Annotated in this window: 20 protein-coding genes and 1 riboswitch; of the genes, 8 read left to right on the forward strand and 12 right to left on the reverse strand. The window is 69.7% G+C overall.

Going from position 1 to position 23,051, the window contains the following annotated elements:
- Positions 1–6: 6 nt before the first annotated feature.
- Complete coding sequence (locus tag ACLQ27_RS26525) at positions 7–696, forward strand: metal-dependent transcriptional regulator (RefSeq protein WP_234587967.1); 690 nt, start codon at positions 7–9, stop codon at positions 694–696.
- A gap of 19 nt (positions 697–715) precedes the next feature.
- On the opposite strand, the gene ACLQ27_RS26530 is transcribed toward ACLQ27_RS26525, so the two are convergent.
- The 3 genes from ACLQ27_RS26530 to ACLQ27_RS26540 all read right to left on the reverse strand — a co-directional run bounded on the left by ACLQ27_RS26530 (position 716) and on the right by ACLQ27_RS26540 (position 2,656).
- Positions 716–1,264, reverse strand: coding sequence for a hypothetical protein (locus ACLQ27_RS26530; protein ID WP_357575513.1), 549 nt, complete (start codon positions 1,262–1,264; stop codon positions 716–718).
- Between the two features lie 89 nt (positions 1,265–1,353).
- A complete protein-coding gene (locus tag ACLQ27_RS26535; RefSeq protein WP_357498492.1) occupies positions 1,354–1,608 on the reverse strand; it encodes a DUF5522 domain-containing protein in 255 nt (84 codons plus the stop codon).
- A 58-nt stretch (positions 1,609–1,666) separates the two neighbouring features.
- A complete protein-coding gene (locus tag ACLQ27_RS26540; protein ID WP_425869199.1) occupies positions 1,667–2,656 on the reverse strand; it encodes an asparaginase in 990 nt (329 codons plus the stop codon).
- 201 nt (positions 2,657–2,857) lie between these two features.
- Between ACLQ27_RS26540 and ACLQ27_RS26545 the strand changes: the two genes are divergently transcribed.
- On the forward strand, positions 2,858–4,132 hold the full coding sequence (locus tag ACLQ27_RS26545) for an MFS transporter (RefSeq protein WP_425869201.1): 1,275 nt from the start codon (positions 2,858–2,860) through the stop codon (positions 4,130–4,132).
- Between the two features lie 49 nt (positions 4,133–4,181).
- Positions 4,182–5,117 (forward strand): MerR family transcriptional regulator, encoded by a 936-nt coding sequence (locus tag ACLQ27_RS26550; protein ID WP_425869203.1) that lies wholly within the window; start codon positions 4,182–4,184, stop codon positions 5,115–5,117.
- 9 nt (positions 5,118–5,126) lie between these two features.
- Here the strand turns inward: ACLQ27_RS26550 and ACLQ27_RS26555 are convergent, their stop codons facing one another.
- The 3 genes from ACLQ27_RS26555 to ACLQ27_RS26565 all read right to left on the reverse strand — a co-directional run bounded on the left by ACLQ27_RS26555 (position 5,127) and on the right by ACLQ27_RS26565 (position 7,700).
- Positions 5,127–6,062 (reverse strand): DUF2332 domain-containing protein, encoded by a 936-nt coding sequence (locus ACLQ27_RS26555; protein WP_425869204.1) that lies wholly within the window; start codon positions 6,060–6,062, stop codon positions 5,127–5,129.
- Between the two features lie 84 nt (positions 6,063–6,146).
- On the reverse strand, positions 6,147–7,112 hold the full coding sequence (locus tag ACLQ27_RS26560) for a CU044_5270 family protein (protein ID WP_425869206.1): 966 nt from the start codon (positions 7,110–7,112) through the stop codon (positions 6,147–6,149).
- Positions 7,113–7,130: 18 nt separating this feature from the next.
- Positions 7,131–7,700 (reverse strand): RNA polymerase sigma factor, encoded by a 570-nt coding sequence (locus tag ACLQ27_RS26565; protein ID WP_425869208.1) that lies wholly within the window; start codon positions 7,698–7,700, stop codon positions 7,131–7,133.
- A 259-nt stretch (positions 7,701–7,959) separates the two neighbouring features.
- Positions 7,960–8,041: riboswitch (ZMP/ZTP riboswitch) on the forward strand.
- A gap of 13 nt (positions 8,042–8,054) precedes the next feature.
- Here ACLQ27_RS26565 and ACLQ27_RS26570 point away from each other — a divergent pair.
- Complete coding sequence (locus tag ACLQ27_RS26570) at positions 8,055–8,954, forward strand: bifunctional 5,10-methylenetetrahydrofolate dehydrogenase/5,10-methenyltetrahydrofolate cyclohydrolase (RefSeq protein ID WP_425869210.1); 900 nt, start codon at positions 8,055–8,057, stop codon at positions 8,952–8,954.
- Positions 8,955–9,001: 47 nt separating this feature from the next.
- Here ACLQ27_RS26570 and ACLQ27_RS26575 read toward each other — a convergent pair whose 3' ends face one another.
- A complete protein-coding gene (locus tag ACLQ27_RS26575; protein ID WP_425869212.1) occupies positions 9,002–9,184 on the reverse strand; it encodes a hypothetical protein in 183 nt (60 codons plus the stop codon).
- 694 nt (positions 9,185–9,878) lie between these two features.
- Between ACLQ27_RS26575 and ACLQ27_RS26580 the strand changes: the two genes are divergently transcribed.
- Positions 9,879–10,739 carry a helix-turn-helix domain-containing protein gene (locus ACLQ27_RS26580; protein WP_425869214.1) on the forward strand — a complete coding sequence of 287 codons (861 nt, stop codon included), beginning with the start codon at positions 9,879–9,881 and terminating at the stop codon, positions 10,737–10,739.
- Positions 10,740–10,749: 10 nt separating this feature from the next.
- Entirely contained in the window at positions 10,750–10,932 is a 183-nt protein-coding gene (locus ACLQ27_RS26585; protein ID WP_425869216.1) for a DUF397 domain-containing protein, read from the forward strand.
- A gap of 241 nt (positions 10,933–11,173) precedes the next feature.
- Here ACLQ27_RS26585 and ACLQ27_RS26590 read toward each other — a convergent pair whose 3' ends face one another.
- From ACLQ27_RS26590 to nrdR, 3 genes are all read right to left on the reverse strand, one after another.
- Positions 11,174–13,042 (reverse strand): hypothetical protein, encoded by a 1,869-nt coding sequence (locus tag ACLQ27_RS26590; protein ID WP_425869218.1) that lies wholly within the window; start codon positions 13,040–13,042, stop codon positions 11,174–11,176.
- A 259-nt stretch (positions 13,043–13,301) separates the two neighbouring features.
- Positions 13,302–16,208, reverse strand: coding sequence for a vitamin B12-dependent ribonucleotide reductase (locus ACLQ27_RS26595; RefSeq protein ID WP_425869220.1), 2,907 nt, complete (start codon positions 16,206–16,208; stop codon positions 13,302–13,304).
- A gap of 32 nt (positions 16,209–16,240) precedes the next feature.
- Positions 16,241–16,741 (reverse strand): transcriptional regulator NrdR, encoded by a 501-nt coding sequence (gene nrdR / locus ACLQ27_RS26600; RefSeq protein ID WP_234587987.1) that lies wholly within the window; start codon positions 16,739–16,741, stop codon positions 16,241–16,243.
- A gap of 592 nt (positions 16,742–17,333) precedes the next feature.
- Between nrdR and lexA the strand changes: the two genes are divergently transcribed.
- On the forward strand, positions 17,334–18,119 hold the full coding sequence (gene lexA / locus ACLQ27_RS26605) for a transcriptional repressor LexA (RefSeq protein ID WP_091400540.1): 786 nt from the start codon (positions 17,334–17,336) through the stop codon (positions 18,117–18,119).
- A 67-nt stretch (positions 18,120–18,186) separates the two neighbouring features.
- On the opposite strand, the gene ACLQ27_RS26610 is transcribed toward lexA, so the two are convergent.
- Together ACLQ27_RS26610 and hflX are read right to left on the reverse strand one after the other, a co-directional pair.
- Entirely contained in the window at positions 18,187–19,878 is a 1,692-nt protein-coding gene (locus ACLQ27_RS26610) for a hypothetical protein (protein WP_425869222.1), read from the reverse strand.
- Between the two features lie 50 nt (positions 19,879–19,928).
- Positions 19,929–21,383 carry a GTPase HflX gene (gene hflX / locus ACLQ27_RS26615; RefSeq protein ID WP_234591467.1) on the reverse strand — a complete coding sequence of 485 codons (1,455 nt, stop codon included), beginning with the start codon at positions 21,381–21,383 and terminating at the stop codon, positions 19,929–19,931.
- Between the two features lie 185 nt (positions 21,384–21,568).
- On the opposite strand from hflX, the gene ACLQ27_RS26620 reads away from it, so the two are divergent.
- Positions 21,569–23,035, forward strand: a complete 1,467-nt coding sequence (locus ACLQ27_RS26620; protein ID WP_357499078.1) for an NAD-dependent malic enzyme — start codon at positions 21,569–21,571, stop codon at positions 23,033–23,035.
- The last annotated feature ends 16 nt before the right edge of the window (positions 23,036–23,051 follow it).

Here is a 23,051-nt window from a genome sequence, read left to right on the forward strand (position 1 = left end):
TACCTTATGAAGTCTCACGATCTGGTCGACACGACCGAGATGTACCTGCGCACCATCCTCGAGCTGGAGGAGGAGGGGGTGCCGCCCCTGCGTGCCCGGATCGCCGAGCGCCTCAAGCAGAGCGGACCCACCGTCAGCCAGACCGTGGCCCGGATGGAGCGCGACGGCCTGCTCACCGTCGAGGGCGACCGGCACCTGACGCTCACCCCGCTCGGCCGGGGCAGCGCCGTCTCCGTGATGCGCAAGCACCGCCTCGCCGAACTGCTGTTGGTCAACGTCATCGGGATGCCCTACGAGGAGGCCCACGAGGAGGCCTGCCGTTGGGAGCATGTGATGAGCGACGCCGTCGAGAAGCGGGTGTACGACCTGCTCAACCGGCCGACCCGCTCGCCGTACGGCAACCCGATTCCGGGCCTGGAGGAGCTGGGTTCCCCCGAGGCTCCGGCCAGCGAGCCGGGCGAGGGTGAGCGCAACCTGGCCTTCCCCGGGCTGTCCGGGCCGGTAGTGGTCCGCCGGATCTGCGAGAGCGTGCAGACCGACTCCGACGTGCTGCGCCAGCTGCACGCCGCTGGCGTCGACCCCGGCGCCACGGTGACCGTGGCTCAGGAGCGCGACGGGGTGTCGATCGACCGCTCCGGTGACCGGGTGCGGCTGCCTCGCGAGGTCGCCTCCCGGGTCTTCGTCGCCGCCAACTGATCGGCCGCACACCCGGGCGTCACAGCGCCCGGGTGTCCACCTTCTTCGCCAGCCCGACCAGGTCCCCGGCCAGCTTGTCGACGGCCGCGCGGTCGGCGGCACGGGCGCCGGTCCAGGTCAGCGTGGCGAGGCGACCGTCGGCGGCCAGCCAGCCGACCTCGGCGACCGGGCCGTGCCCGCCGGCCGCGGCGGTGGTACGCCGGTACGCCTGCTGACCCAGTCCGGTGACCTTCGCCGCCTTGTCGGGCACCACGTCCGCGCCGAAGGTGGTCTTGTCGATGGTGGTCTCGGACACACTGAGCATCAGCTCGGGCAGCGCCGCGCGCTCGGCCCGGACCACGCAGGTGTGCGTGTCACCCCGCTCGCTGGCCGCCGCCACGTCGAAGCGCACCTTGACGAGCTGCTCGATCACCGCGAAGTCCAGCAGCCGGCAGGCGCCCCCCGAGGAGGCCGCCGACACGTCCAGGGCGACCGGCGCCTGCGGCGGCACCGCCACCGGCTCGGCCTCGGCGGCACAGCCGCTCACCAGCAGGCCCGCCAGCCCGGCGACCACGATCCGCCCGCGCACGCTCCACCCTCTCGCCGACCGACGGCGGAAGTGGCCCCGCCGGATGTCCGTCGGACACCGTACGGGGTGTCCGGGTCGGGCGGAAGTCCTCATTCCGAGGGTGGATCGTCCACGTACGGGCAGTGGCGGCAGCCCCGGCCGCAGCACGTGCCGCGGCGGGCGAGGAAGCCGGCGCTGAGCACGAAGAGCCCTGTCGCCGGGTCGAGGTAACCGGCTTCGTCGGCGGCCAGCGCGGCGGCGTGCGCGGCGAGGATCCGGGCCCGCCCGGGGTGCCCGGGCGGCAGCCGGGACGGGTGCGGCTCGGTGAGCGGTCGATCCGCCAGGGGTCGTCGCTCACCGGTCACCAGCAGCGGTCCTTCCGGGTCACCCGCAGCAGTCTAGAGGCGCCCCGACGACGGCGACTCAACCGTGCCGGGCCAGGGCGGCGGTCAGCTCGTCGGAGTCCGCGCCGGCGGCCAGCAGCAGCCGCAGCAGCACCCGCGCCTTGTACGGGTCGAGCAAACCGCCGTTACGCAGTCCCCGCCGTTGCAGGTCGGTCTCCGAGCCGACCGCCCCGTACGTGTGGCGCAGCACCGAGCCGGCGCCGCTGCGGCTGGTGAGCACCACCGGGATCCGGTTGGCGAGATCGCCGAGCACCGGGACCAGCGTCGCGGGCACGTGCCCGACCCCGAACCCCGCGACCACCAGGCCGTGGTGGGTGTCCGCGAGGCCGTGCAGGAGCGCGCCGTCGTCGTCCAGGGTGACCACGTACAACGCCACCCGGGTCGCGTCGAGCCGGTCCGGGTCGACGGGCGGCAACGGCTCGTGGCGCACCGGGCGGGTCAGCACCCGCACCTCCCCCTCGATGACCTGGCCCAGCGGGCCGGTGTTGGGCGAGGCGAACGTGGCGGTGCTGGTGCTGTGGGTCTTGCGCAGCCACCGCGCGGCGTGCACCTCGTCGTTGACGGCGACCAGCACGCCCAGGTCTCGGGTGCCCGGCGCGGCGGCCACCCGCAGCGCCGCGAGCAGGTTCGCCGGCCCGTCCGCGCCGGCCAGGGTGGGGTTGCGCATCGCGCCGGTGAAGACCAGCGGGGCGGCGTGCGGCCAGATGAGGTCGGCCAGGAACGCCGTCTCCTCCAGGGTGTCGGTGCCCTGCGTGACCACGACACCTGTCGCGCCGGCGGACACCGTCCGGGACGCCTCGTCGACCACGGCGAGCAGTTGCCGCGCGGTGAGGTGTGCGCTCGGCACCGCGTGGGTGTCCCGCACGTCCACGGGCACGCCCAGATCCGCCAGCCCCGGGACGGCGGCGGTGAGGTCCGCGCCGGTGAGCCGGGTGACCACGCCGGAACGGCCGGCGTCCACCCCGCCCATCGCGATGGTCCCGCCGAGGGTGATGAGCGCGATGGACACGGTCGAGCCTCCATTCGCCGTCCGGCCGCCGGACGGCCCGACGACCGTACCCAGGTCGTTTGTCCGGCCGGCAGTGCCCCGGCCCGCGCTGCACGGCGACGGCCGGGGCAGCGGAAATGCGGTGTCGGACGGCTCGCGCCGTGGATAGAGTCCGCGGGCCGCCGGCCGGCGGCGCTTAACCCGCACGGACAGGCGGCGACGGTGAGTCAGCAGGTGCAGCAGTCCCCGGCGGTCGAGGCGGGGGCCATCCCGTCGCTGTGGCGCAGCCGGAACTTCCTGCTGCTCTGGGGCGGCCAGACGGTAAGCGAGCTGGGCACCCGCATCGCCAACGTGGCGGTGCCGCTGCTCGCCGCGGACACCCTGCACGCCAGCGTGTTCCAGGTCTCCCTGCTGACCGTCCTGGCCTGGCTGCCGTACCTGCTGTTCTCGCTGCCGGCGGGCATCGTCGCCGACCGGCTCGACCAGCGGCGGCTGATGATCGCGTGCGACCTGGGTCGGGCCGCGCTCCTGCTGTCCCTGCCGGTGGCCGCCCTGGTCGGCCACCTCACCCTGCCCTTCCTGTACGCGGTGGTCGGGCTCGGTGGCGTGCTCACCGTGCTGTTCACCGTGGCGTACAAGACCCTGCTGCCCCGGCTGGTGCAGGCGGACCTGCTGGTGGACGGCAACGCCAAGCTGACCATCAGCCAGGACGCCGCCGAGCTCGTCGGTCCGACGGTCAGCGGCGCGTTGATCGGGCTGGTCGGCGCCGCCCGCACTTTCCTGGCCAACGGGTTCGCCTTCCTGGTCAGCGCGCTGACGCTGATCCTGATCCGGGAGGCGCCGGTACGCCGCGAGCCGGCTCCCCGCGTACCCCTGCGGGTGGAGTTGACCGACGGGCTCGGCTTCATCCGGCGGCAGCCGATCCTGGTCAGCATCCTGGCCTGCACGACGTGGTCGAACTTCTGGGTGATGGCGTCCGCCTCGATCGAGGTGACCTTCCTGGTGCGGGAGCTGCACGCCGCGCCGGTGCAGGTGGGTCTGGTCTTCTCGGTCAGCGCCGTCGGCGGGCTGGTGGTGGGGGTGCTGGCCGCCCGGCTGTCGGCCTGGCTCGGCTCGGCCCGGGTGATCTGGCTGGCGATGACCGTCCCGGGCCCGTTCTATCTGCTGATGCCGTTGGCCCGACCCGGCTGGGGGCTGCTGCTCTACGGCGTCGGGCTGGCCGCGTTCTCGGCCAACGCGGTGCTGTTCAACGTCGCGGCGATGTCGTACCGGCAGCGCATCACCCCGCCGGCGATCCTCGGCCGGGTCAACGCCGCGTTCCTCTGGATCTGCTTCGGGGTGATCCCGCTCGGCGCGCTGACCGGCGGGGCGCTCGGCACCACGCTGGGGCTGCGCGGCGCGCTCTGGGTGTGCGTGCTCGGCACCTGGGCGGCGTGCCTGTTCGTGGTCTGCTCGCCGCTGCGACGGATGCGGGACACGCCGCCGCTTGCGTCGTAGAGTCCCGTCGGCTTGAGTCTCCAGCGGGGGGAGACCGCAGGGTGGGGGCATGAGCGGTGACGAGCGGTACACGATCGGCGACCTGGCCCGACGCACCGGGCTGAGCGTCAAGACCATCAGGTACTACGCCGACAGCGGGATCGTGCCGCCGACCGACCGGAGCCCGGCCGGCTACCGCCAGTTCGGCCCGGACGCCGTGGCGCGACTCGAACTGGTCCGGACGTTGCGCGACCTGGGCGTGGACCTGGCCTCCATCCGTCGGGTCGTGGACCGCGAGGTGCCCCTGCACGAGGTGGCCGCCGCGCACGCCGAGGCGCTGGCGGTGCAGGTCCGGGTGCTGCGGCTGCGCCAGGCCGTCCTGACCGTCGCGGCGAGGCGCGAGGCGGATCCGTCCGAGGTGGACGACCTGCACCGGTTGGCCCGGCTCACCGCCCACGAGCGGCGGCAGCTGGTGGACGACTTCCTGGACAGCGTCTTCACCGGCGACCCGGCGCCGTACCCGGGTGTGCTCGTCTCGATGACACCCGAGCTGCCCGACGACCCGACCACCGAGCAGGTGCGGGCGTGGGTGGAGTTGGCCGACCTGTGCCGGGACCCGACCTTTCGGGCGAGCATGCGGCGGCTCGTTCGCCAGCACGCCGCCGACCACGACGTGCCCGGGCTGCCCCGCCCGGACGCCGTCGCCGTGGTCCGGGACGGGGTGGTGGCCGCCCTGGCCGCCGGCCTCGATCCGGTCGGCCCCGAGGCCGAGCCGGTGGTCGCGGCGGTCACCAGCCGGTACGCCCGTCTGCACGGCCTCCCCGACGACGCCGACCTGCGCCAGCGGTTGCTCGACCGGCTGGTTCTGGCCAACGACCCGCGCCGGGACCGTTACCTCGACCTGCTTTCGGTGATCAACGGCTGGTCGGGTGGCGGCGCGGTCACGCCGGCCGTGGACTGGTTCATCCGCGCCCTGCGCGCCCCGATACGCGCACCGGCCGCGTGAGCCAGGGTGTCACCCGAACCACGTGATCGCCTGGCCGTGCCCCCGGGTCCAGGCCAGCGGTCGCCCGTCCAGCGCGAGGACGTTGTGCAGCGCCGCGTCCGGCGAGTCGGGCAGCCCGTCGTAGGGCAGCACCTCCGGGGCCTCGTTGGCGATCCAGTGTCCCGGCAGCTCCCGCACCAGCCGGACGAACGCCTCCCGACGGGCGACGGGCACCTGGTAGAGCACCGAGGTGTGGAAGACGACAAGCGTCGCGTCCTCTGGCGCCCGCGCCGCCAGCGCCGGCAGGTCGTCCACCAGGTCGCCGCGGATCAGCAGCGGCGGGTCGGCCGCAGCGACCGCAGCGGCGGCGCGCAGGCGGGCCCGTCGGTGCCCGCGCTCCGGCCAGATCAGAGTGTCCAACCAGGACACGTCGTCGGGGTCGGTCACGTCGAGCGGGTTCAGGTCCAGGCCGGCCCGCCACACCACCTGGGGTACGCGTGTCGGCGGTTCGAAGCCGCTGGCCGCGCACTCCAGGACCGGCTCGCCGGACCCGATCCGGTGCTCGCCGTACCGGTAGGCGTACCGGTCGGGGTAGAGGCAGAGGCCGGCGGACGCCCCGACCTCCAGCAGGGCGAGGGGCTGCGGCAGCGCGGCGAGAACGGGCAGCAGGACCGCACACCTGCCGGCCTCGTTGGTCTGGGTGGCCCGGGTTCGCATCTCCGCCTCGACGGCCGGCCAGTGCGCCATCGTGAAGTCGTGGAACGCGGTCGGGTCGTCGACCGGGCCGCCCAACCAACGGACCACGCCGAACAGCAGATTCGGCTGACGCTTGGCCGGCGGGAGCGTGTCGAGGAGGGCGAGCAGGTCGCCGTCGTGGGCGACGACGTCGGACAGTCGCTCGTACGTGGGCGATACCCCGTGTGCCTCGCGGCGCGCGAACTCGACGTACGCCTCAGCGGTTGTCATGCCCTCATCGTCGCAGCCCAGGTTCGGTGGGTCTGCCCCGTGCTCGTGCGCCGACCCACCGGCCTTCTCGATCCCGGGCACCGCTCAGGGCAGCTGGCCCGGTCGGTCGACGATGGCGACGCGCAGTAGCGCGGCAGTGTTGTACAGGGACTCCTTGCCGTTACGCACCAACGAGTTGCGGGTGCCGAGGTAGACGTGGGAGTCCCGATCGAAGATGAGGTCCAGGTTTCCACCGATCACGCCGGGCATCCGAATCGCCACCCCATGACGGCCGGCAGCGTCCACCACGTCACCCGAGATGACTACCGCTCCGGGTTGCCGTGCCAGCAGTTCGAACAGCGCCGCGAGCGCTCGGGGTGGCACGTATCCGTCGAGCATCGACCACGCGGTGGTGTACGCCATGCTCTCGCCCCCGTAGACGGCCTCCTCGTCGGCGCCTTCGGGTAGATGCAGGTCGACCGGGTGCGCCCGAAGGTAGCGCAGCAGCTCGTCCGGATCGGTGGGCAGATCGCCGTGGTACGCGGGCGGCTGGAACGCGTCGAGTTCCTTCTCGGGATCGGCGGGATCATCGATGCGGAGCACCCTGAGCTCGCTCCACCCGTTCGGGTCGCTCTCCGGTCGATAGCGCCCCTGCGTGTACGCGACTCCACCGGCCGACTGCCACAGTTGGTTCCGGATGGTCCGGTACGGGCCACTGGCCGGCATGTCCCGGATCGTCGCCACGGTTTCCGTGAAGACGTACTGGTCGGGGCGGGCGGTGAGCTCCGGCTGCTGCCGGGCGGCGTCGGCCGCCAGGTGAAAGACCTCCGACGCGCTGGCCGTGGGCGGCGACTGATCGCCGAGCCTCATGGTCTGGACCGCCAGCGCACCGGCGGTCAGCGTCACCGCCAGCCCGACCGCTCCGGCGAGACGCCAACCGCGCGGGAACCGGGTACGGCGTCCGGCCGGACGGCCCGCCGACGCCAGCTCGGCCCGTCGGGCGACGTGCGCGCTCAGGTCCCTGAGAAGCTGCTCCTCGAAACCCTGCGGCGATCGTTCAGTCTTGTTCATCGTCAGCTCCGTCTCATCTCAGGCGAGGGTGGTGACCGGGCTGGCGAGCACGGCGCGAACCAGGCGGCGGGCACGGTGCAGGCGGACCCGGGCGGCGGCCGGTGACATCCCGAGCACTGTCGCCGCCTCCGCGACGGTGAGGCCGTCCACGGCGACGAGTTCGACAAGCGATCGGGTGCCCTCGGGTAGCTCGCTCAGCGCGCGATGGGTGCGGCGGGCCGCCGACTCGGCGTCGATCCGCTCCTCGATGCGGGCGATGTCATCGGGGCCGAGATCCCGTCGTCCAGCCAGTCGGCCGGTCACCCGCAGTCGTTGAGCCGCACGACGCCGCTCGTCGCCGATGACGTTGCGGGCCACCCCGTACAGCCAGCCGATCTGGCTACCCCGGTCCGGCCGGTAGCCGGCCGCCGACTCGATCACCGCCAGGAACACGTCGGCGGTCAGGTCGGCGGCGAGATGGGGGTCGTCGACCCGCCGCGCCACGAACCGGCCCACCGCCTCCAGGTGCCGCCGGTAGAAGACCTCGAAGGCCACCGGATCCACTCCGATGCCGGAGATGTCGTCATCGGCTCGGCTCGGCTCATTCACAGGCCGTCCTCTCTCGCGCGTTCACACCTCTTCTTCGTTCGTCGGAGCATGGGTGTTACCGAACCCCGAGTGAACCGTCGTGCTGGCCCGGCCGGCGCCATCGGCGGCACCAACCCCGACGAGCGGTATACCTCAGAGTCATATTTATGACTCTGAGGTATGTCGGCGATCGGCGGCATACCCCGAGTGCGGGTCTGCCTGACGCTGACGGCGACGCCGCTGGTCCGGCTGGGCAGCCGCCCTGGTGATGCGGCATTATCGGACCACCGGCGACTGGCGGCACGGGGATGGTCCAACCATCGGGGAGCCTCTCGCGGGCGTCGACCGCCTGGGCGCCTGCGTCGAGGGACCGCCATGACCACGACCAGCGAATCCGCAACACACCGCACCCCGCCGGACACCGCCCGGCTCCTGCCGGGCGCACCGGTGGCCGAAGCCGTCCTGGCCGAGACCGCCGCCGCGGCCGCCCGCCTGCGCGACCACGGGATCACACCGAGCCTCGCCACCATCCTCGTCGGAGACGACGACGCCAGCGCCGGTTACATCGCCATCAAGCAGCGGCAGGCCGCCGCGCTCGGGTTCGCCTCCCCGCACGCGCACCTGCCGGCCACCGCCACCCAGGCCGAGCTGCACCGGGCCATCGCCCGATTCAACAACGATCCGGCCGTGCACGGGCTGCTCGTGCAGTACCCGGTGCCGGGGCACCTGGACTACGACGCGGCGCTGCAGACCATCGACCCGGACAAAGACATCGACGGCATGCACCCACTCAACATGGGGCGTCTCGCCGTCGGCCTGCCCGGTCCGCTGCCGTGCACCCCTGCCGGCATCGAAGCCCTCCTGGCGTACCACGAGATCCCCGTCTCCGGCCGTGAGGTCGTCATCCTCGGCCGGGGCGCCACCCTCGGCCGTCCCCTGGCGATGCTGCTCGCTCAGAAACGCCCGACCGCCAACGCCGCCGTCACCGTCGTCCACACCGGCGTGCCCGACTGGGCCCGCTACACCCGCCGCGCCGACATCCTCGTCGCCGCCGCCGGCGTACCCGGGATCGTGCAGCCCGAGCACGTCAAGCCCGGCGCCGTCGTCATCGGCGCCGGCGTCCGCTACGAGGGCCGGCGCCTCCTGCCGGACGTGGACGAAGCGTGCGCCGAGGTCGCCGGCGCCATCACGCCCCGGGTCGGCGGGGTCGGTCCGACCACAGTCGCGATGCTGTTTCGCAACGCCGTACGCGCCGCCGAACGCGCGAGCCAGTAGCCCGGTCGCTGAGATCGCTTGATGCTGAGCAGCCCGGTCGTCCACAGCTACTCAGCATCAGGCGATCGGGCCGGCTTTCTGCGGTTGGAGATCTCCTCCAGGTGCTGGAGCTGATGCTGCCGGACCATCTCGTCCCAGACCTCCTGGTCGTAGTCCGGGTTCGGCGGAATCCACTTGTGCGAGCTGTCGCTGTAGTGGAACCGCTCATCGCCCCGCCGGATCAGACTCACCGGCCCCAGCCCAGGAAGCGGCGGTGCAGCAGCCCGGCGGGCACCCAGGTCAGATCCTCGGATGCCCAGACCAGGTAGGACCCCATGTAGAGGGCCAATGACACGGGAGCGCCCTCGAACTCGGCAACCATCTCGGTGCGGCGGGTCCGGCAGGGCCAAGGCGCGTCGCAACCGCCGCAGGTCCAGACCGGAAGGACCGGGCCGTGGGTGGTCACGGCAGACCATCCAGGAAGCGCCGGATGACCGACCGGGCGTGCCAGCGGGCCGCACATTCCGCCTGATAGCAGGGGTACGGGGACAGCCGTGCCCACCACCAGCGACAGCCGGCGCAAAGCCCGTCAACGCCGGGCAGGTGCACGGACAAGATTCCGTACCTGATCCTCGGTCACTCCTGCTCCTCCCCTGGCCAGTGGCCTCGCCGGATCGGGATGCGGTGCCGGGCTCGGCACGGCAGGTCGGCCCCACATCGGCAGATCCACCGCCACCGCGGCCATGACCAGACCGGCCGATGACGCCGAGCCAAGGTCAGCGCCACTGCCAGCAGGTAGTCGTCGTACGGCAGGTGCGATCCCATGAGACCCCAAACTTGGACTCCTATTTTGGAAGTACAACCACGCTAAAGTTGGACTCCTATTTTGGGAACCTCTTCGCGGCGTGTCGCGGGATCCAGCTAGAGCCACGCCATAATCGGCCGGTGGTGAACCCGACGATCCAGCGACGGCGCCTCGGCCTTGCCCTCAAACGCGCCCGCGAAGGTGCAGGCAAGACGCAGGACGATGCGGCCACCGTCATCGACGCGGCAGCGAGCAAGATCAGTAGAGTCGAACTTGGACAGTCGGGCATCAAGCTCACCGACCTGAACCTGCTACTCGATCTCTACGGAGTTCGAGGCGATGACGCCGAATCGCTCCGCGACCTCGCACGCGCAGGTCGACAACGCGGGCGCTGGAGCACCTACCGGAACGCCGTACCCGACTGGTTCCGCCAGTACCTGGACCTCGAAGGTGACGCGTCAGAGATCCGTTGGTACCAGCCAGAGGTCATCCCCGGAGTCCTTCAGATCGAGCCCTACATCCGGGCCATGAACGCGATCGCCCACCCACGCCCGCCCACCGATGAGGTCGACCGACAGGTTGCCGTGCGCATGGAACGGCAGTCGATTCTGCGGCAGGACGACGGGCCCGACCTAAGCTTCATCCTCAGCGAGTCGGCGCTGCGCCGAAGCATCGGTGACGCGACGACGATGCGCAACCAACTCCTGCACCTGGCAGAGGTCAGCAAGCAGCCCAACGTCGCGCTGCAGGTGTTCCCGTTCAACGCACAGACCTACGAGACGGCATCGTTCAGCTTCATCATCCTGCGCTTCGGGGACGACGCTGCATCGGACGTGATCTACGTCGAGACCTTCACCGACGCCGACTACCTTGACCGGCCAGACGCCGTACGGGCCTACACTCGACTGTGGGACCGACTCCGGGCAGCCGCTCTCGGGCCGGTAGAGTCGCGCAAGCTCATCCTGAAGATGGCGGACGACGTGGAGCGGCAACAGACCTGAGAGAGTGATCATGGAGACTTCGGATCGCCTGGTCTGGCGCAAGTCGAGCTACAGCGACAACAACGGCGGCGCTTGTGTCGAGGTTGCCGAACTAGATACGAGCATCGAGGTGCGCGACAGCAAGAACCCCGGTAGTTCGACTCTTCGCTTCACGAGAGGCGCATGGACGGAGTTCGTACGTAGCATCCGGTAGTTCCCGATTGCAATACCCAGCGGCAGCAGGCTTACCGTGCAGTGCAGCGATTCCAGCATCTGCAACACGTCGAGCAACGAGATGCCATGCTCGTGACTTCCTCCACGAGCGCGAGTGCCACTTCGCTGGAGGTGGATGGCACCGTGGGGCCAACACTCGGCGACCTCGTTACCTGGGTACTCACCGAGCTTGCGAGTACACATCGCTCCCAGCCTGTATCAGACCGCAGCGTCATAAGAATTCAGCGTAGATCACCGAGCGCGATCGCCTCCTTGACATACGAGAAGAATCTCTGAAAGCTGGCCGCGACACGCGTGCAACGCTTAAGATCGCATGACGGCTGACTCAAGATAAAGTTCTTGATGGAGTCTGACCGGAACGCCGACGCTGCCTTTCCTCTTAGTAGATCGGGAAGCGTGGATCCCTGATGCTCCGCCATAGCCTCAACCACGTCTAGATCGCCGAGCGTCATCAGTTCTACGGGCGCGATGCCGGCTTCTTGCAGAATTCCCCGCCTGCGAAGCTCATCCCGGACAATGCCTGTCACTATGAAATTGTTAGGAAAGCCCTCAGCCAGAACAATGACGGGAAAGAATTCTCTGGCTCTCACGCCCGGTCGACCCGTTAGCCTGGCAGGATTAGATCGCAGACGATCGATCGTTTCAGAGACTTGGCTCACTTCCTCGATCACCATCTCAATATCCCGCTCAAATCCGGTGATTGACGAGGCGTTAACTGTATGCCTTTGAGGCGGCGTGGTAGTTACCTCCACAACAACCCAAGCATCGCCGTAGTCGACGGCGATGTCGGCGACAGAACTACCCCTGTATGCCTTCTTCAGATGCCTATCCAGGTAAACGCGCTGGGCTTGAAAACGGCCTACAATCGACTGGAATACTTCGCCGACGTGCCGCTCCGAGTATTCGTCGTAAGCCTGGCGGACGTCCAGAGTTGCCCTGCCTCCCGCCGGCCCAAGTCCATGCCCAATGTCATACCACAAGGGAAAATCGATGCACCGATCAAGGACTAAGTCAGGGTCCAAGGCAAGCACTTCGTCGCCAAATCGAACGAGCGGGAATCGTGTGATCGTTGTAAAATGCCAAGCGAGATTTCGATCGTCCCACTCTGTCGCCATGGTTTGCCTGTACTCGCCCACAGGGAGAGATATGTATTGCAGGATTTTCTGGACGGTGTCCGGCCGCCAACCAGCCCGACCGAAGTATTCGTCCGGACGAGTCCAGCAGCCGTTTCCATTCGCAGCCTTCATCCACAATAGAACGCAGAAGGCCGCCAGTTCGTTGATCGTAAATTTACATGCGGCAGCGAAGGACTCCTCCATCGTTGCCTGATGGGGAGTTGCGCGACGTTCGGCCGGCATCTCGATCCACCGACGAAGAAAGCTCGTGGCCCGTGAGTCGACGCGGTCCCTTGAGTGGAAATTTGTGTTGGCCGCCATTTCGAGGCCGATCTCATTCAACGAGGGAGGGTCGGCATTATCCGGAAGATCAGCATCAATACTGTCGGCCAAAACTAGCAGCAACGCTGGCAAGGGAATCGTTACCCTATCCTCGTCGGCCACTTCGTCAGGACTAACGCGAAGGATTAGCTTCGCCAAGACCATTAGCAGCTGTGGCGCGTGAAGGACAGACCCTTCTTTCAGTGCTGTCGCCACACGATCTCGTGCGGGCGGTTTAAAAAATCGCAGCGATTCTCGATCCAGCTTCCGAGCAGATTCGCCCCTGTCGAGCCGACGGATAGTTGCCATGCAGAGCGCAACCACGCCGAGGGCCTCTCGAATTGGAACTCGCCGCAGAAGGTGAATTAGATACGTGCCGTCTATTTTTTGCCCATCGGCGACATCACTGAAAGTGATGTAGGTCTTCGCATTATCGAGCGGATTTGGGTCGATCTGCTCTGATCGCGGAGCCCACAAGCCCTGCGCAGTTCGCGTGTAATTTCTCGGATGTGGCACTGGGCCGACGAGTGGAGACTGGCGACCTGCAGTAGGCGCGGCAAGGTAGCCACCCAAGCTGGATGGAACCTGCCCTATGAAAAGACCACTCAACCGTTCAAGTGATTCTGGAAATTCACCTGCTTCGGGTCCCAGCAATTGTCGCGTCCTTCAGATGTCAGTCGGGCCTGAGCTGCCAGAAGGGTAAAGATAGGCTTCCCACCCGTGTGCGGCGCCCAAGTCATCCGGGCGTGCCTTCCTACGCGGAGTGGCTCCAAGCAGTTCCATCAGGCTTGCTCATGTGCCGATTGGTCGAGCATCCGCCTCTGCAAAATTCTCGCGAGCGCGGAGAACCTGGAAACGGCGCGGCCCCGACCCCCCGTGAGGGAAGCCGGGGCAGCGCCGCTTTTCGCGTACGTCAGCTGCAGCCGCTGGTGGAGCCGCAGCCCTCGCAGACGTAGCAGCTACCGGCGGGGCGCATCTTCGTACCGCAGGTGAAGCAGAGCGGCGCGTCGGCGGCCTTGCCGATCACGGCCTCCAGCAGTTCGGTGCTGGAACCCACGCTCGGTGCCGGCTTGGCGGCGGCCACGTCGGCCATCTCCTGGGCCGGCTGGGCGACGGCCTCCGGCTTGGCCGGGGCCTCGACCGGCGCGGATGACGCCATCGCGGTGAGCTCCGCTCCGGTGACCCCGGCGGCTTCCGCGTCGGCTTCGGCCCGCAGCTGGGCGGCCCGCTCGCTGGCGGTGAAGATGCCCAGCTCGGCGCGGCGCTCGTAGGGCAGGAAGTCCAGTGCCAGGCGACGGAAGATGTAGTCCATCACCGACGCTGCCATGCGCACGTCCGGGTCGTCGGTCATGCCGGCCGGCTCGAAGCGCATGTTGGTGAACTTGCTGACGAACGTCTCCAGCGGCACGCCGTACTGCAGGCCGATGCTGATGGCCACCGAGAAGGCGTCCATCACGCCGGCCAGGGTCGAGCCCTGCTTGGACATCTTGAGGAAGACCTCGCCGAGGCCGTCGTCCGGGTAGGACGACGCGGTGAGGTAACCCTCGGCGCCACCGACGGAGAAGCTGACCGTCTCGGAGGGGCGCTTCTTCGGGAGGCGCTTGCGCACCGGCCGGTACTCGATGACCTTCTCCACCGCGGCCGGCGCGGCGGCAGCGGTCTCGACGGCGGCCGGCGTGGTGACCTTGTTGGACTTGGCCACCGAGAGCGGCTGGCCGACCTTGCAGTTGTCCCGGTAGATCGCCAGCGCCTTGAGGCCGAGCTTCCAGCCCTCGAAGTAGATCTTCTCGACGTCCTCGACGGTGGCCGCCTCCGGCATGTTGACCGTCTTGGAGATGGCGCCGGAGACGAACGGCTGGATCGCCGCCATCATCCGCACGTGGCCCATCGGGGCGATCGACCGCTCCCCCATCGCGCAGTCGAAGACCGGGTAGTGCTCCGGCTTGAGGCCGGGGGCGTCCACCACGTGGCCGTTGTCGGCGATGTGCTCGACGATCGCCTCGACCTGCTCCTCGGGGTAGCCGAGGCTGCGCAGGGCGCGCGGAACCGTCTGGTTGACGATCTGCATCGAACCGCCGCCGACCAGCTTCTTGAACTTGACCAGCGCCAGGTCCGGCTCCACGCCGGTCGTGTCGCAGTCCATCATGAAGCCGATGGTGCCGGTCGGTGCGAGGACGCTGGCCTGCGCGTTACGCCAGCCGTTCTTGTCACCGATCTTGTTGCCCTGGGTCCACTGCTTGGTCGCCTCGCGGACGATCGCGGTGGCCACCGGGCTGGTCGGCTTGATCTCGTCGTTGGCCGCGGCGTGCTTGCGCATGACCCGCTTGTGCGGCTCGGCGTTACGGGCGTAGCCGTCGTACGGGCCGACGACGCCGGCCAGCTCGGCCGAGCGGCGGTAGGCGGTGCCGGTCATCAGCGAGGTGATCGCCGCGGCGACCGAACGGCCCTGGTCCGAGTCGTACGGCAGGCCGGTGGCCATCAGCAGGGCGCCGAGGTTGGCGTAGCCGATGCCGAGCTGCCGGTAGGCGCGGGACGTCTCACCGATCTTCTCGGTCGGGAAGTCCGCGAAGCAGATCGAGATGTCCATCGCGGTGATGACGAACTCGACGGACTTGACGAACTTCTCCACCTCGAAGCCACCGTCGGCGCGGAGGAACTTCATGAGGTTGAGCGAGGCGAGGTTGCACGAGGAGTTGTCCAGGTGCAGGTACTCCGAGCACGGGTTCGACGCGGTGATCCGCCCGGTCTCCGGGCAGGTGTGCCAGTCGTTGATCGTGTCGTCGTACTGCAGGCCCGGGTCGGCGCACTCCCAGGCGGCCTGGGCGATGGAACGGAAGAGGTTCTTGGCGTCGACCGTCTCGATCGTCGCGCCGTCCAGCCGGCCACGCAGGTCGAAGCCCTTGCCGTTCTCCACCGCCGACATGAACTCGTCGGAGACGCGGACCGAGTTGTTGGCGTTCTGGTACTGGACGCTGACGATGTCGGAGCCACCGAGGTCCATGTCGAACCCGGCGTCGCGCAGCGCGCGGATCTTGTCCTCCTCGCGCGCCTTGGTGACCACGAACTCCTGGATGTCCGGGTGGTCGACGTCGAGGATGACCATCTTGGCCGCCCGGCGGGTCGCGCCGCCGGACTTGATGGTGCCGGCCGAGGCGTCCGCGCCGCGCATGAAGCTGACCGGGCCGGAGGCGTTGCCGCCGGAGGAGAGCAGCTCGCGGGACGAGCGGATCCGCGACAGGTTGACGCCGGAGCCGGAGCCGCCCTTGAAGATCAGCCCCTCCTCCTTGTACCAGTCGAGGATGGAGTCCATCGAGTCGTCGACGGCCAGGATGAAGCAGGCGCTGACCTGCTGCGGCGACGGCGTGCCGACGTTGAACCAGACCGGCGAGTTGAAGCTGAACACCTGGTTCAGCAGCATCCAGGTCAGCTCGTGGGCGAAGACCTCCGCGTCGGCCGGGCTGGCGAAGTAGCCGTACTCCTCGCCGGCGGTGCGGTAGGTGGTGACCACCCGGTCGATCAGCTGCTTGAGCGACCACTCCCGCTCCGGGGTCCCCACCGCGCCCCGGAAGTACTTGGTGGTGACGATGTTCGCCGCGTTGACGCTCCACGACTCCGGGAACTCAACCCCGCGCTGCTCGAAGTTGATCGAGCCGTCCCGCCAGTTCGTCATCACGACGTCGCGGCGCTCCCAGGACACCTCGTCGTACGGGTGGACCCCCTCCGTCGTCCACACCCGCTCGATCTTCAGCCCCGCGCCTGCCTTGTTCCGTGAACGGCTCGTTGTCACGCCGTCGCCCCCCTCGTCTGCGCGGTCACCCACCGCGCGTCCTGATCTCTCGAAAAACAGTGAAGTCAACTGGTACGGCCGGCGGCCTCGACCGCGTCGGCCCGGCCCTGCTCCCGGGCTCGCGCCACGGCCCGCAACGTCTCGATCTCGCGCTCGAAGTCGGCGAGCGAGTCGAAGGAGCGGTAGACGCTGGCGAACCGCAGGTAGGCGATCTCGTCCAGGTCGCGCAGCGGGCCCAGGATCGCCAGGCCCACCTCGTGACTGGGGATCTCGGCGGCCCCCTTGGCCCGGACGGTCTCCTCCACCCGCTGTGCGAGCAGCGCGAGTGAGTCGTCGTCCACCGGCCGGCCCTGGCACGCCTTGCGCACCCCGCCGATGATCTTCGTGCGACTGAACGGCTCGGTCACCCCGCTGCGCTTGACGACCGCGAGGACCGCCTCCTCGACGGTGGTGAACCGCTTACCGCACTCCGGACAGGAGCGCCGCCGCCGGATGAGCTGGCCGTCGTCGGCCTCCCGCGAGTCGACCACCCGGGAGTCGGCGTGCCGGCAGTACGGACACCGCATCGCCCAACCTCCAAAATCATGATCAACCGCGGACGCACCCAGCACTCCCGGACACGGTCCGCCACGACGGCACCACCTCGGGTGACGCCTGTCGTGATCAACATTACGGGAGTGCGGTCGGTAGTCGAACCCAACCTGTAGGCAACTTACGCCCATGTCACTACTACATCTAGGGGTTGACCGTATGTCGCTGGCGAACCCCGGTCAAGTTGGCCGGCGTGTCCGGCGCGTCACGGACCATCCGGTCATCCGCACACCGCGCGCCACCGCAGAACCAACGCCGAGAACCCGCCCCGGTTACCGGCCGCACGGCCGGAACGCCCCGGAAAACAGCCACCGATCGAACATCCGTGCTATCCGACGTACCATTTATCAGAACATCCGTACGACCGGGGCGGTTTTTCACCCCGACACGCCGGTGAGAGGTCGTACAGATGTTTGAAAATGACCGATCTCACCTATACGGTCAGGAACAACCGGGCGCGATGGATCTTCACCGCACCCGGCGACGCACCAACCGAGCACCATCCGTGGCACCACCGCACGCACCACGAGCCGACGAGGCACCCAGCGCCGACCAGGGAGGACGGACGTGACCGAGGACCGGGCCAGCCGGCCGAAGAGCCCGCAGCAGATCACCGAGGCGGGCCCGCCGGCCACCCGACGCCGCAGCGCCGCGCGCAGCCGGACGGGTCAGCCCGCCGTGCGCCCGGTCACCCCGGTGGTCAGCGCCTTCCCCGACCCGGCGACGGTCGACCTGACCGCCCGCCAGCGTCGCATCCTGGAGTTCATCCGCACCTGGGTCGAGCGGCACGGCTACCCGCCGAGCGTCCGGGAGATCGGCGAGGCGGTCGGCCTGGTGTCACCGTCGAGCGTCGCCTACCAGCTCAAGGAGCTGGAGAAGAAGGGGTTCCTGCGCCGCGACCCCAACCGCCCCCGGGCGGTGGACGTCCGCGCCCCCAGCGAGGCCATCGACGACGAGTTGTCCCGCGCCCAACGACCCACCCCGGCGTACGTGCCGATGCTCGGTCGCATCGCCGCCGGTGGGCCGATCCTCGCCGAACAGGCCGTGGAGGACATCTTCCCCCTGCCCCGCGAGCTGGTCGGTGAGGGCGAGGTGTTCATGCTCCAGGTCAAGGGCGACTCGATGCTCGACGCGGCGATCTGCGACGGCGACTGGGTGGTCGTCCGGCAGCAGCCGACGGCCGACTCCGGCGAGATCGTGGCCGCCATGCTCGACGGCGAGGCGACCGTCAAGACCTACCGGCGACGCGACGGGCACGTCTGGCTGATGCCGCAGAACCCGGCCTTCGACCCGATCCCCGGCGACGACGCCACCATCATGGGCCGCGTCGTGGCGGTGCTCCGCCGAATCTGACCGGTCGGCGCGCGGGTGGGTGGCCCACCGCGCTCACCCGCGCCGCCGGACCAATGTCGCTGACCGGTCAGTAGCGGTCGCCCCGAGGGCCACGGCCGCCGCCAGGATACTGCCCGTACGGGTCGCCGGGCGCGTCGCCGTCCCGCCGACGGCCGGGCCGCTGGCCCCGGTAGTCCGGCTCCTGTCCACCGCGCCGTGGCGGCTCCGCCCGACCGCCGCCGGGCTGGCCACCACCGCCGCCGTACACTCCGCCGCCCGCGCCTCCCGGTCGGCCACCGGCACCGCCGGGCCGGCCTCCGGGGCCGCCGCCGGCACGGCCGCCGCCGCCGTAGACACCGCCCCCGACCGGAGCACCGCCACCACCGCCGGGTCGGGCAGGGCCGTAACCGCCGCCGCCCTCACCGGCTGGGCGTGCACCACCGCCACCGGCCGGGCGTGCACCGCCGCCGCCGTACACGGCACCGCCGGCAGGAGCGGGACCGCCCCGGCCCGAAGCACCGCCGTAGACGCCGCCGCCACCGGCCGCCGCACCGCCGTACACGCCCGTGCCGGGACGGCCACCGCCGGGCGGGACGTCCTCGTCCCGCAGCGCGCCGCGCCGATCGTCCCGGCCGTCCGTCGAATCCGCATCGTCGGCCGCGGGTGGCCGGCGGCGGGCCCGCAGGATGCCGAAGATGCCGGCGCCGACGAGCAGCAGACCGAGCACGCCGACAGCGCCCACGAGGTAGGTGATGTCGTCGAAACTGAGCCCGTCGATCCAGGACTTCTCGGCCGCCGGCTTGCCACCCCCGGGAGCGGCAAGGGGCGCCGCCACGCTGGTGGACGGCGTGTAACTCAGAATGTCGACGGGCTCGTCCGCGGTGAGCTGCCCGCCGTCGGAGACCGTGACGAAGGTCTTCCCGTCCGGCGTGTAGGAGATCGCCTCACCGAACGGGTCGGCCAGTGGCGTCACCCGGGGCTTGCCGGTGGTGAGCGCACCGAGGACGTCGCCGCCGGTCACGTCGTACTCGAAGGCGTCCGCGTACGTCCGGATGACGACGCGGCTACCGTCCGGCGACCGGGCGGCACCGGTGACCGCGAGCCGACCGTAGACGCTGAGCGGATTCTCCGTGGAGGTCTTCGGCAGCTTGATCTCGCCGGCCTTCTTCATCGGCACCGGCTCGGTGTCGCCGTTCTTCAGCTTCGCCGTCGGGGTGAAGATCTCCGCGTTGCCGCTCGACACCTTGGTGATGATCAGCGGAAGGCCGTCGGCCCCCACCAGCAGCGCCTCGGCGTCGTGCGGCTTGTTCTCGGGGTAGGAGAGCCGGTGCAGCACGGGCTGCTTCGTACCGGTGATCGGCATGGTCCAGACCGCGATCCGCGACCGCCGCTCCTTGTTGCTGGTGTTGTCGCCGATGTCACCGATCCACAGGGTGTCGCCCTTCGGCGACACGGCCAGGTCCTCGGTGTCGAACGGCCCCTGGCCCGAGTAGCGGACCGGCTCCTTGGCGATCTTGCACTTGCTGTCGAGGAAGAAGATCCGTTTGCGCGCCTCAACATCGGTGCCGTCGTTGATGACGATGTAGCCGGTCTTGGTCGCCACCAGCCCGGACAGCTCCCGCAGCCGCTCGTCGGTGACCGAGCAGCGCTTCTTGCCGGGGATGGCGCCGGACGGCTGGGATGATCCGGGAGCGGGAGCGGCTACGGCGACTCCGGCCAGCGCCACGGTTGCCCCGAGCAGGCCGAGGGCAACCGTGACCGAGGAAACAACGCGGCGCATTCGGCCAGTGTCGCATGCCGCGCGTTTCCGGTGGATGACGCCGGGGCCGCTCAGGGCCGGCTGCCGACCGCCTGGCCCTCCCGCTGCACGTCGAACGGCGCCAGCTCGGCGGCGAGCGCCGCACTGACCCGGACGTGCAGCAGAGTGCCCTCCGGCAGGTGCGACGTGCTGAGCACCTCGCCGGTGCGGTGCACCCGGGACACCAGGTCACCCCGGTCGTACGGCAGGACGGCTCGGACCTCCACGGCGGGTTGCGGCAGCCGCTCCTCGATCGCCGCCCGCAGGGCGTCGATCCCCCGACCCGAGTACGCCGAGACGAAGATCGCCTCCGGCCAGAGTCGCTTGAGACGCAGCAGCGCGTCCTCGTCGGCCGCGTCGGTCTTGTTGACCACCAGCAGCTCGGGCAGCCGGTCCGCGCCGACCTCGGCGAGCACCTCGTGCACGGCCCTGACCTGCTCCTCCGGATCCGGGTGGGTGCCGTCGACGACGTGCACCACCAGATCCGCCTCGGCGACCTCCTCCAGCGTCGAGCGGAACGCCTCGACGATCTGGTGCGGCAGGTGTCGGACGAAGCCGACCGTGTCGGAGAGCGTGTAGAGCCGCCCGTCCGAGGTGGTCGCCTTGCGGGTGGTCGGGTCGAGCGTCGCGAAGAGCGCGTTCTCCACCAGCACGCCCGCGCCGGTCAGCCGGTTGAGCAGGCTGGACTTGCCGGCGTTGGTGTAGCCGGCGATGGCCACGGCGGGCACGGAGTTGCGGGTGCGACGGGCGCGCTTGGTGACGCGTACCGTGCGCATGCTCTTGATCTCGCGACGCAGCCGGGAGATGCGGTGGCGGATGCGCCGCCGGTCGGTCTCCAGCTTGGTCTCACCGGGACCACGCACGCCCACGCCGCCGCCGGCGCCGCCACCCCGGCCGGAACCACCGGTCTGCCGGGAGAGCGTCTCACCCCAACCACGCAGCCGGGGCAGCAGGTATTCGAGCTGCGCCAGCTCGACCTGCGCCTTGCCTTCCTTGCTCTTGGCGTGCTGGGCGAAGATGTCGAGGATCAGCGCCGTACGGTCGACGACCTTGACCTTGGTGCGCTGCTCCAGGTTGCGCAGCTGCGACGGGGACAGTTCACCGTCGCAGATGACCGTGTCGGCGCCGGTGGAGAGCACCACCGCGCCCAGATCGTCGACCTTGCCGCGGCCGATGTACGTGGCCGGGTCGGGTCGGGTACGACGCTGGATCAGCCCTTCGAGCACCTGCGAGCCCGCGGTCTCGGCGAGCGCGGCCAGCTCGGTCAGGGAATTCTCGGCGTCGGTCACCGTGCCCTCGGTCCAGACGCCCACCAGGACGACCCGCTCCAGCCGCAGCTGGCGGTATTCCACCTCGGTGACGTCGGAGAGCTCGGTTGACAGGCCGGGGACGCGTCGCAGGGACTGTCGCTCCGACAGCTCCATCTCGCCGGTGGTGACGTCGTCGAACTCGTCCTCGACGGGGACGAAGCTCTCCTGGTCTCGCAAGCGGTTCTCCTGTCCGAAATGATGAGTAGAACGTAATCCTGACATGACACAACGCCGAACGCACCTGCTATATGCCCGTGCTGGAGGTCGCCAAAAGTGGGGGCGAATACCGGTCGACCACGGCAACCCGGTAGAAATGCTCAGGCGGCGGCCGACCGGCCGCACAGCCGTGACGGAGGGATCCCGTGGCCATCACCCGACTGCCGAGCGCCGGATTTTCGATCACCATCCGGATCGCCGTGACCGCGGACGCGTCCTCGATCGGCCGGCTCACCACCTCCGTCGGCGAGGCCGGAGCGATCGTCACGGCGCTGGACGTGGTGGACTCGGACCCGACGAACGTGATCGTCGACCTGACCTGCGACACCGCCGACGCCGGTCACGCCGATCAGGTGGTCGAGGCGCTGACCGCGCTCGACGGCGTGGACGTGCGCAAGGTGTCGGACCGCACGTTCCTCCTGCACCTCGGCGGCAAGATCGAGGTGACCTCGAAGGTCGCGCTGCGCAACCGTGACGAGCTGTCCCGGGCGTACACCCCGGGGGTGGCCCGCGTCTGCATGGCGATCGCCGAGAACCCGGCGGACGCCCGGCGGCTGACGATCAAGCGCAACACGGTGGCGGTCGTCAGCGACGGCTCGGCGGTGCTCGGGCTGGGCAACCTGGGCCCGGCCGCGTCGCTGCCGGTGATGGAGGGCAAGGCCGCGCTGTTCAAGCGCTTCGGCGGCGTGGACGCCTGGCCGGTCGTGCTCGACACCCAGGACACCGACGAGATCGTGCAGATCGTCAAGGCGATCGCGCCCGCGTACGGCGGGATCAACCTGGAGGACATCGCCGCGCCGCGCTGCTTCGAGATCGAGGCCCGGCTGCGCGAAGCGCTGGACATCCCGGTCTTCCACGACGATCAGCACGGCACCGCGATCTGCGTGCTGGCCGCGCTGACCAACGCGCTGCGCGTCGTGGGCAAGCAGCTCGCGGACGTCCGGGTCGTCGTCTCCGGCGCCGGCGCGGCGGGCACCGCGATCATGAAGCTGCTGCTGCGCCAGGGCGTCGGCGACATCATCGCGTACGACCGCCAGGGCGCCCTGCACCGCGGGCTGACCGACCTCAACCCGGCCTGGCAGTGGCTGGCGGAGAACACCAACAAGGAGAACTACTCCGGCGACCTGCCGGGCGCGATCCGGGGCGCCGACGTGTTCATCGGGGTGAGCGCCCCGAACCTGCTCACCGGGGACGACATCGCGCAGATGGCGAAGGACTCGATCGTCTTCGCGCTGGCCAACCCGGACCCGGAGGTCGACCCCCGAGAGGCGCGCAAGTACGCCGCGGTGGTCGCCACCGGCCGCTCGGACCAGCCCAACCAGATCAACAACGTGCTCGCCTTCCCCGGCGTGTTCCGCGGCATGCTCGACGCGCACGCCGAGGAGTTCACCGAGGAGATGGCGATCGCGGCGGCCCAGGCCATCGCCGACGTCGTCGGCGAGGACAAGATCAACCCGACGGTGATCGTGCCGAGCGTCTTCGACTCCCGGGTCGCCCCCGCGGTCGCCGCCGCCGTCCGCGCCGCCGCGCACAACCCCAGCCCCCTGCCGGCAGCCGACCCCGGCCCGTCGGACCTCCCGGAGATCGCCGCGAACGCCAGCGCCACCCCCTGAGCAACTCGACGCCTGC

This window comes from Micromonospora sp. DT63 (assembly GCF_049841615.1).
In the GTDB taxonomy this organism is placed as follows: domain Bacteria; phylum Actinomycetota; class Actinomycetes; order Mycobacteriales; family Micromonosporaceae; genus Micromonospora.

Bases quoted from the DNA above. Each gene is read 5' to 3' on its own strand.
- ACLQ27_RS26525 (WP_234587967.1), top strand. From the start codon at position 7: ATGAAGTCTCACGATCTGGTCGACACGACCGAGATGTACCTGCGCACC.
- ACLQ27_RS26550 (WP_425869203.1), top strand. From the start codon at position 4,182: ATGAGCGGTGACGAGCGGTACACGATCGGCGACCTGGCCCGACGCACC.
- ACLQ27_RS26555 (WP_425869204.1), bottom strand. From the start codon at position 6,062: ATGACAACCGCTGAGGCGTACGTCGAGTTCGCGCGCCGCGAGGCACAC.
- ACLQ27_RS26560 (WP_425869206.1), bottom strand. From the start codon at position 7,112: ATGAACAAGACTGAACGATCGCCGCAGGGTTTCGAGGAGCAGCTTCTC.
- ACLQ27_RS26570 (WP_425869210.1), top strand. From the start codon at position 8,055: ATGACCACGACCAGCGAATCCGCAACACACCGCACCCCGCCGGACACC.
- ACLQ27_RS26585 (WP_425869216.1), top strand. From the start codon at position 10,750: ATGGAGACTTCGGATCGCCTGGTCTGGCGCAAGTCGAGCTACAGCGAC.
- nrdR (WP_234587987.1), bottom strand. From the start codon at position 16,741: ATGCGGTGTCCGTACTGCCGGCACGCCGACTCCCGGGTGGTCGACTCG.
- ACLQ27_RS26610 (WP_425869222.1), bottom strand. From the start codon at position 19,878: ATGCGCCGCGTTGTTTCCTCGGTCACGGTTGCCCTCGGCCTGCTCGGG.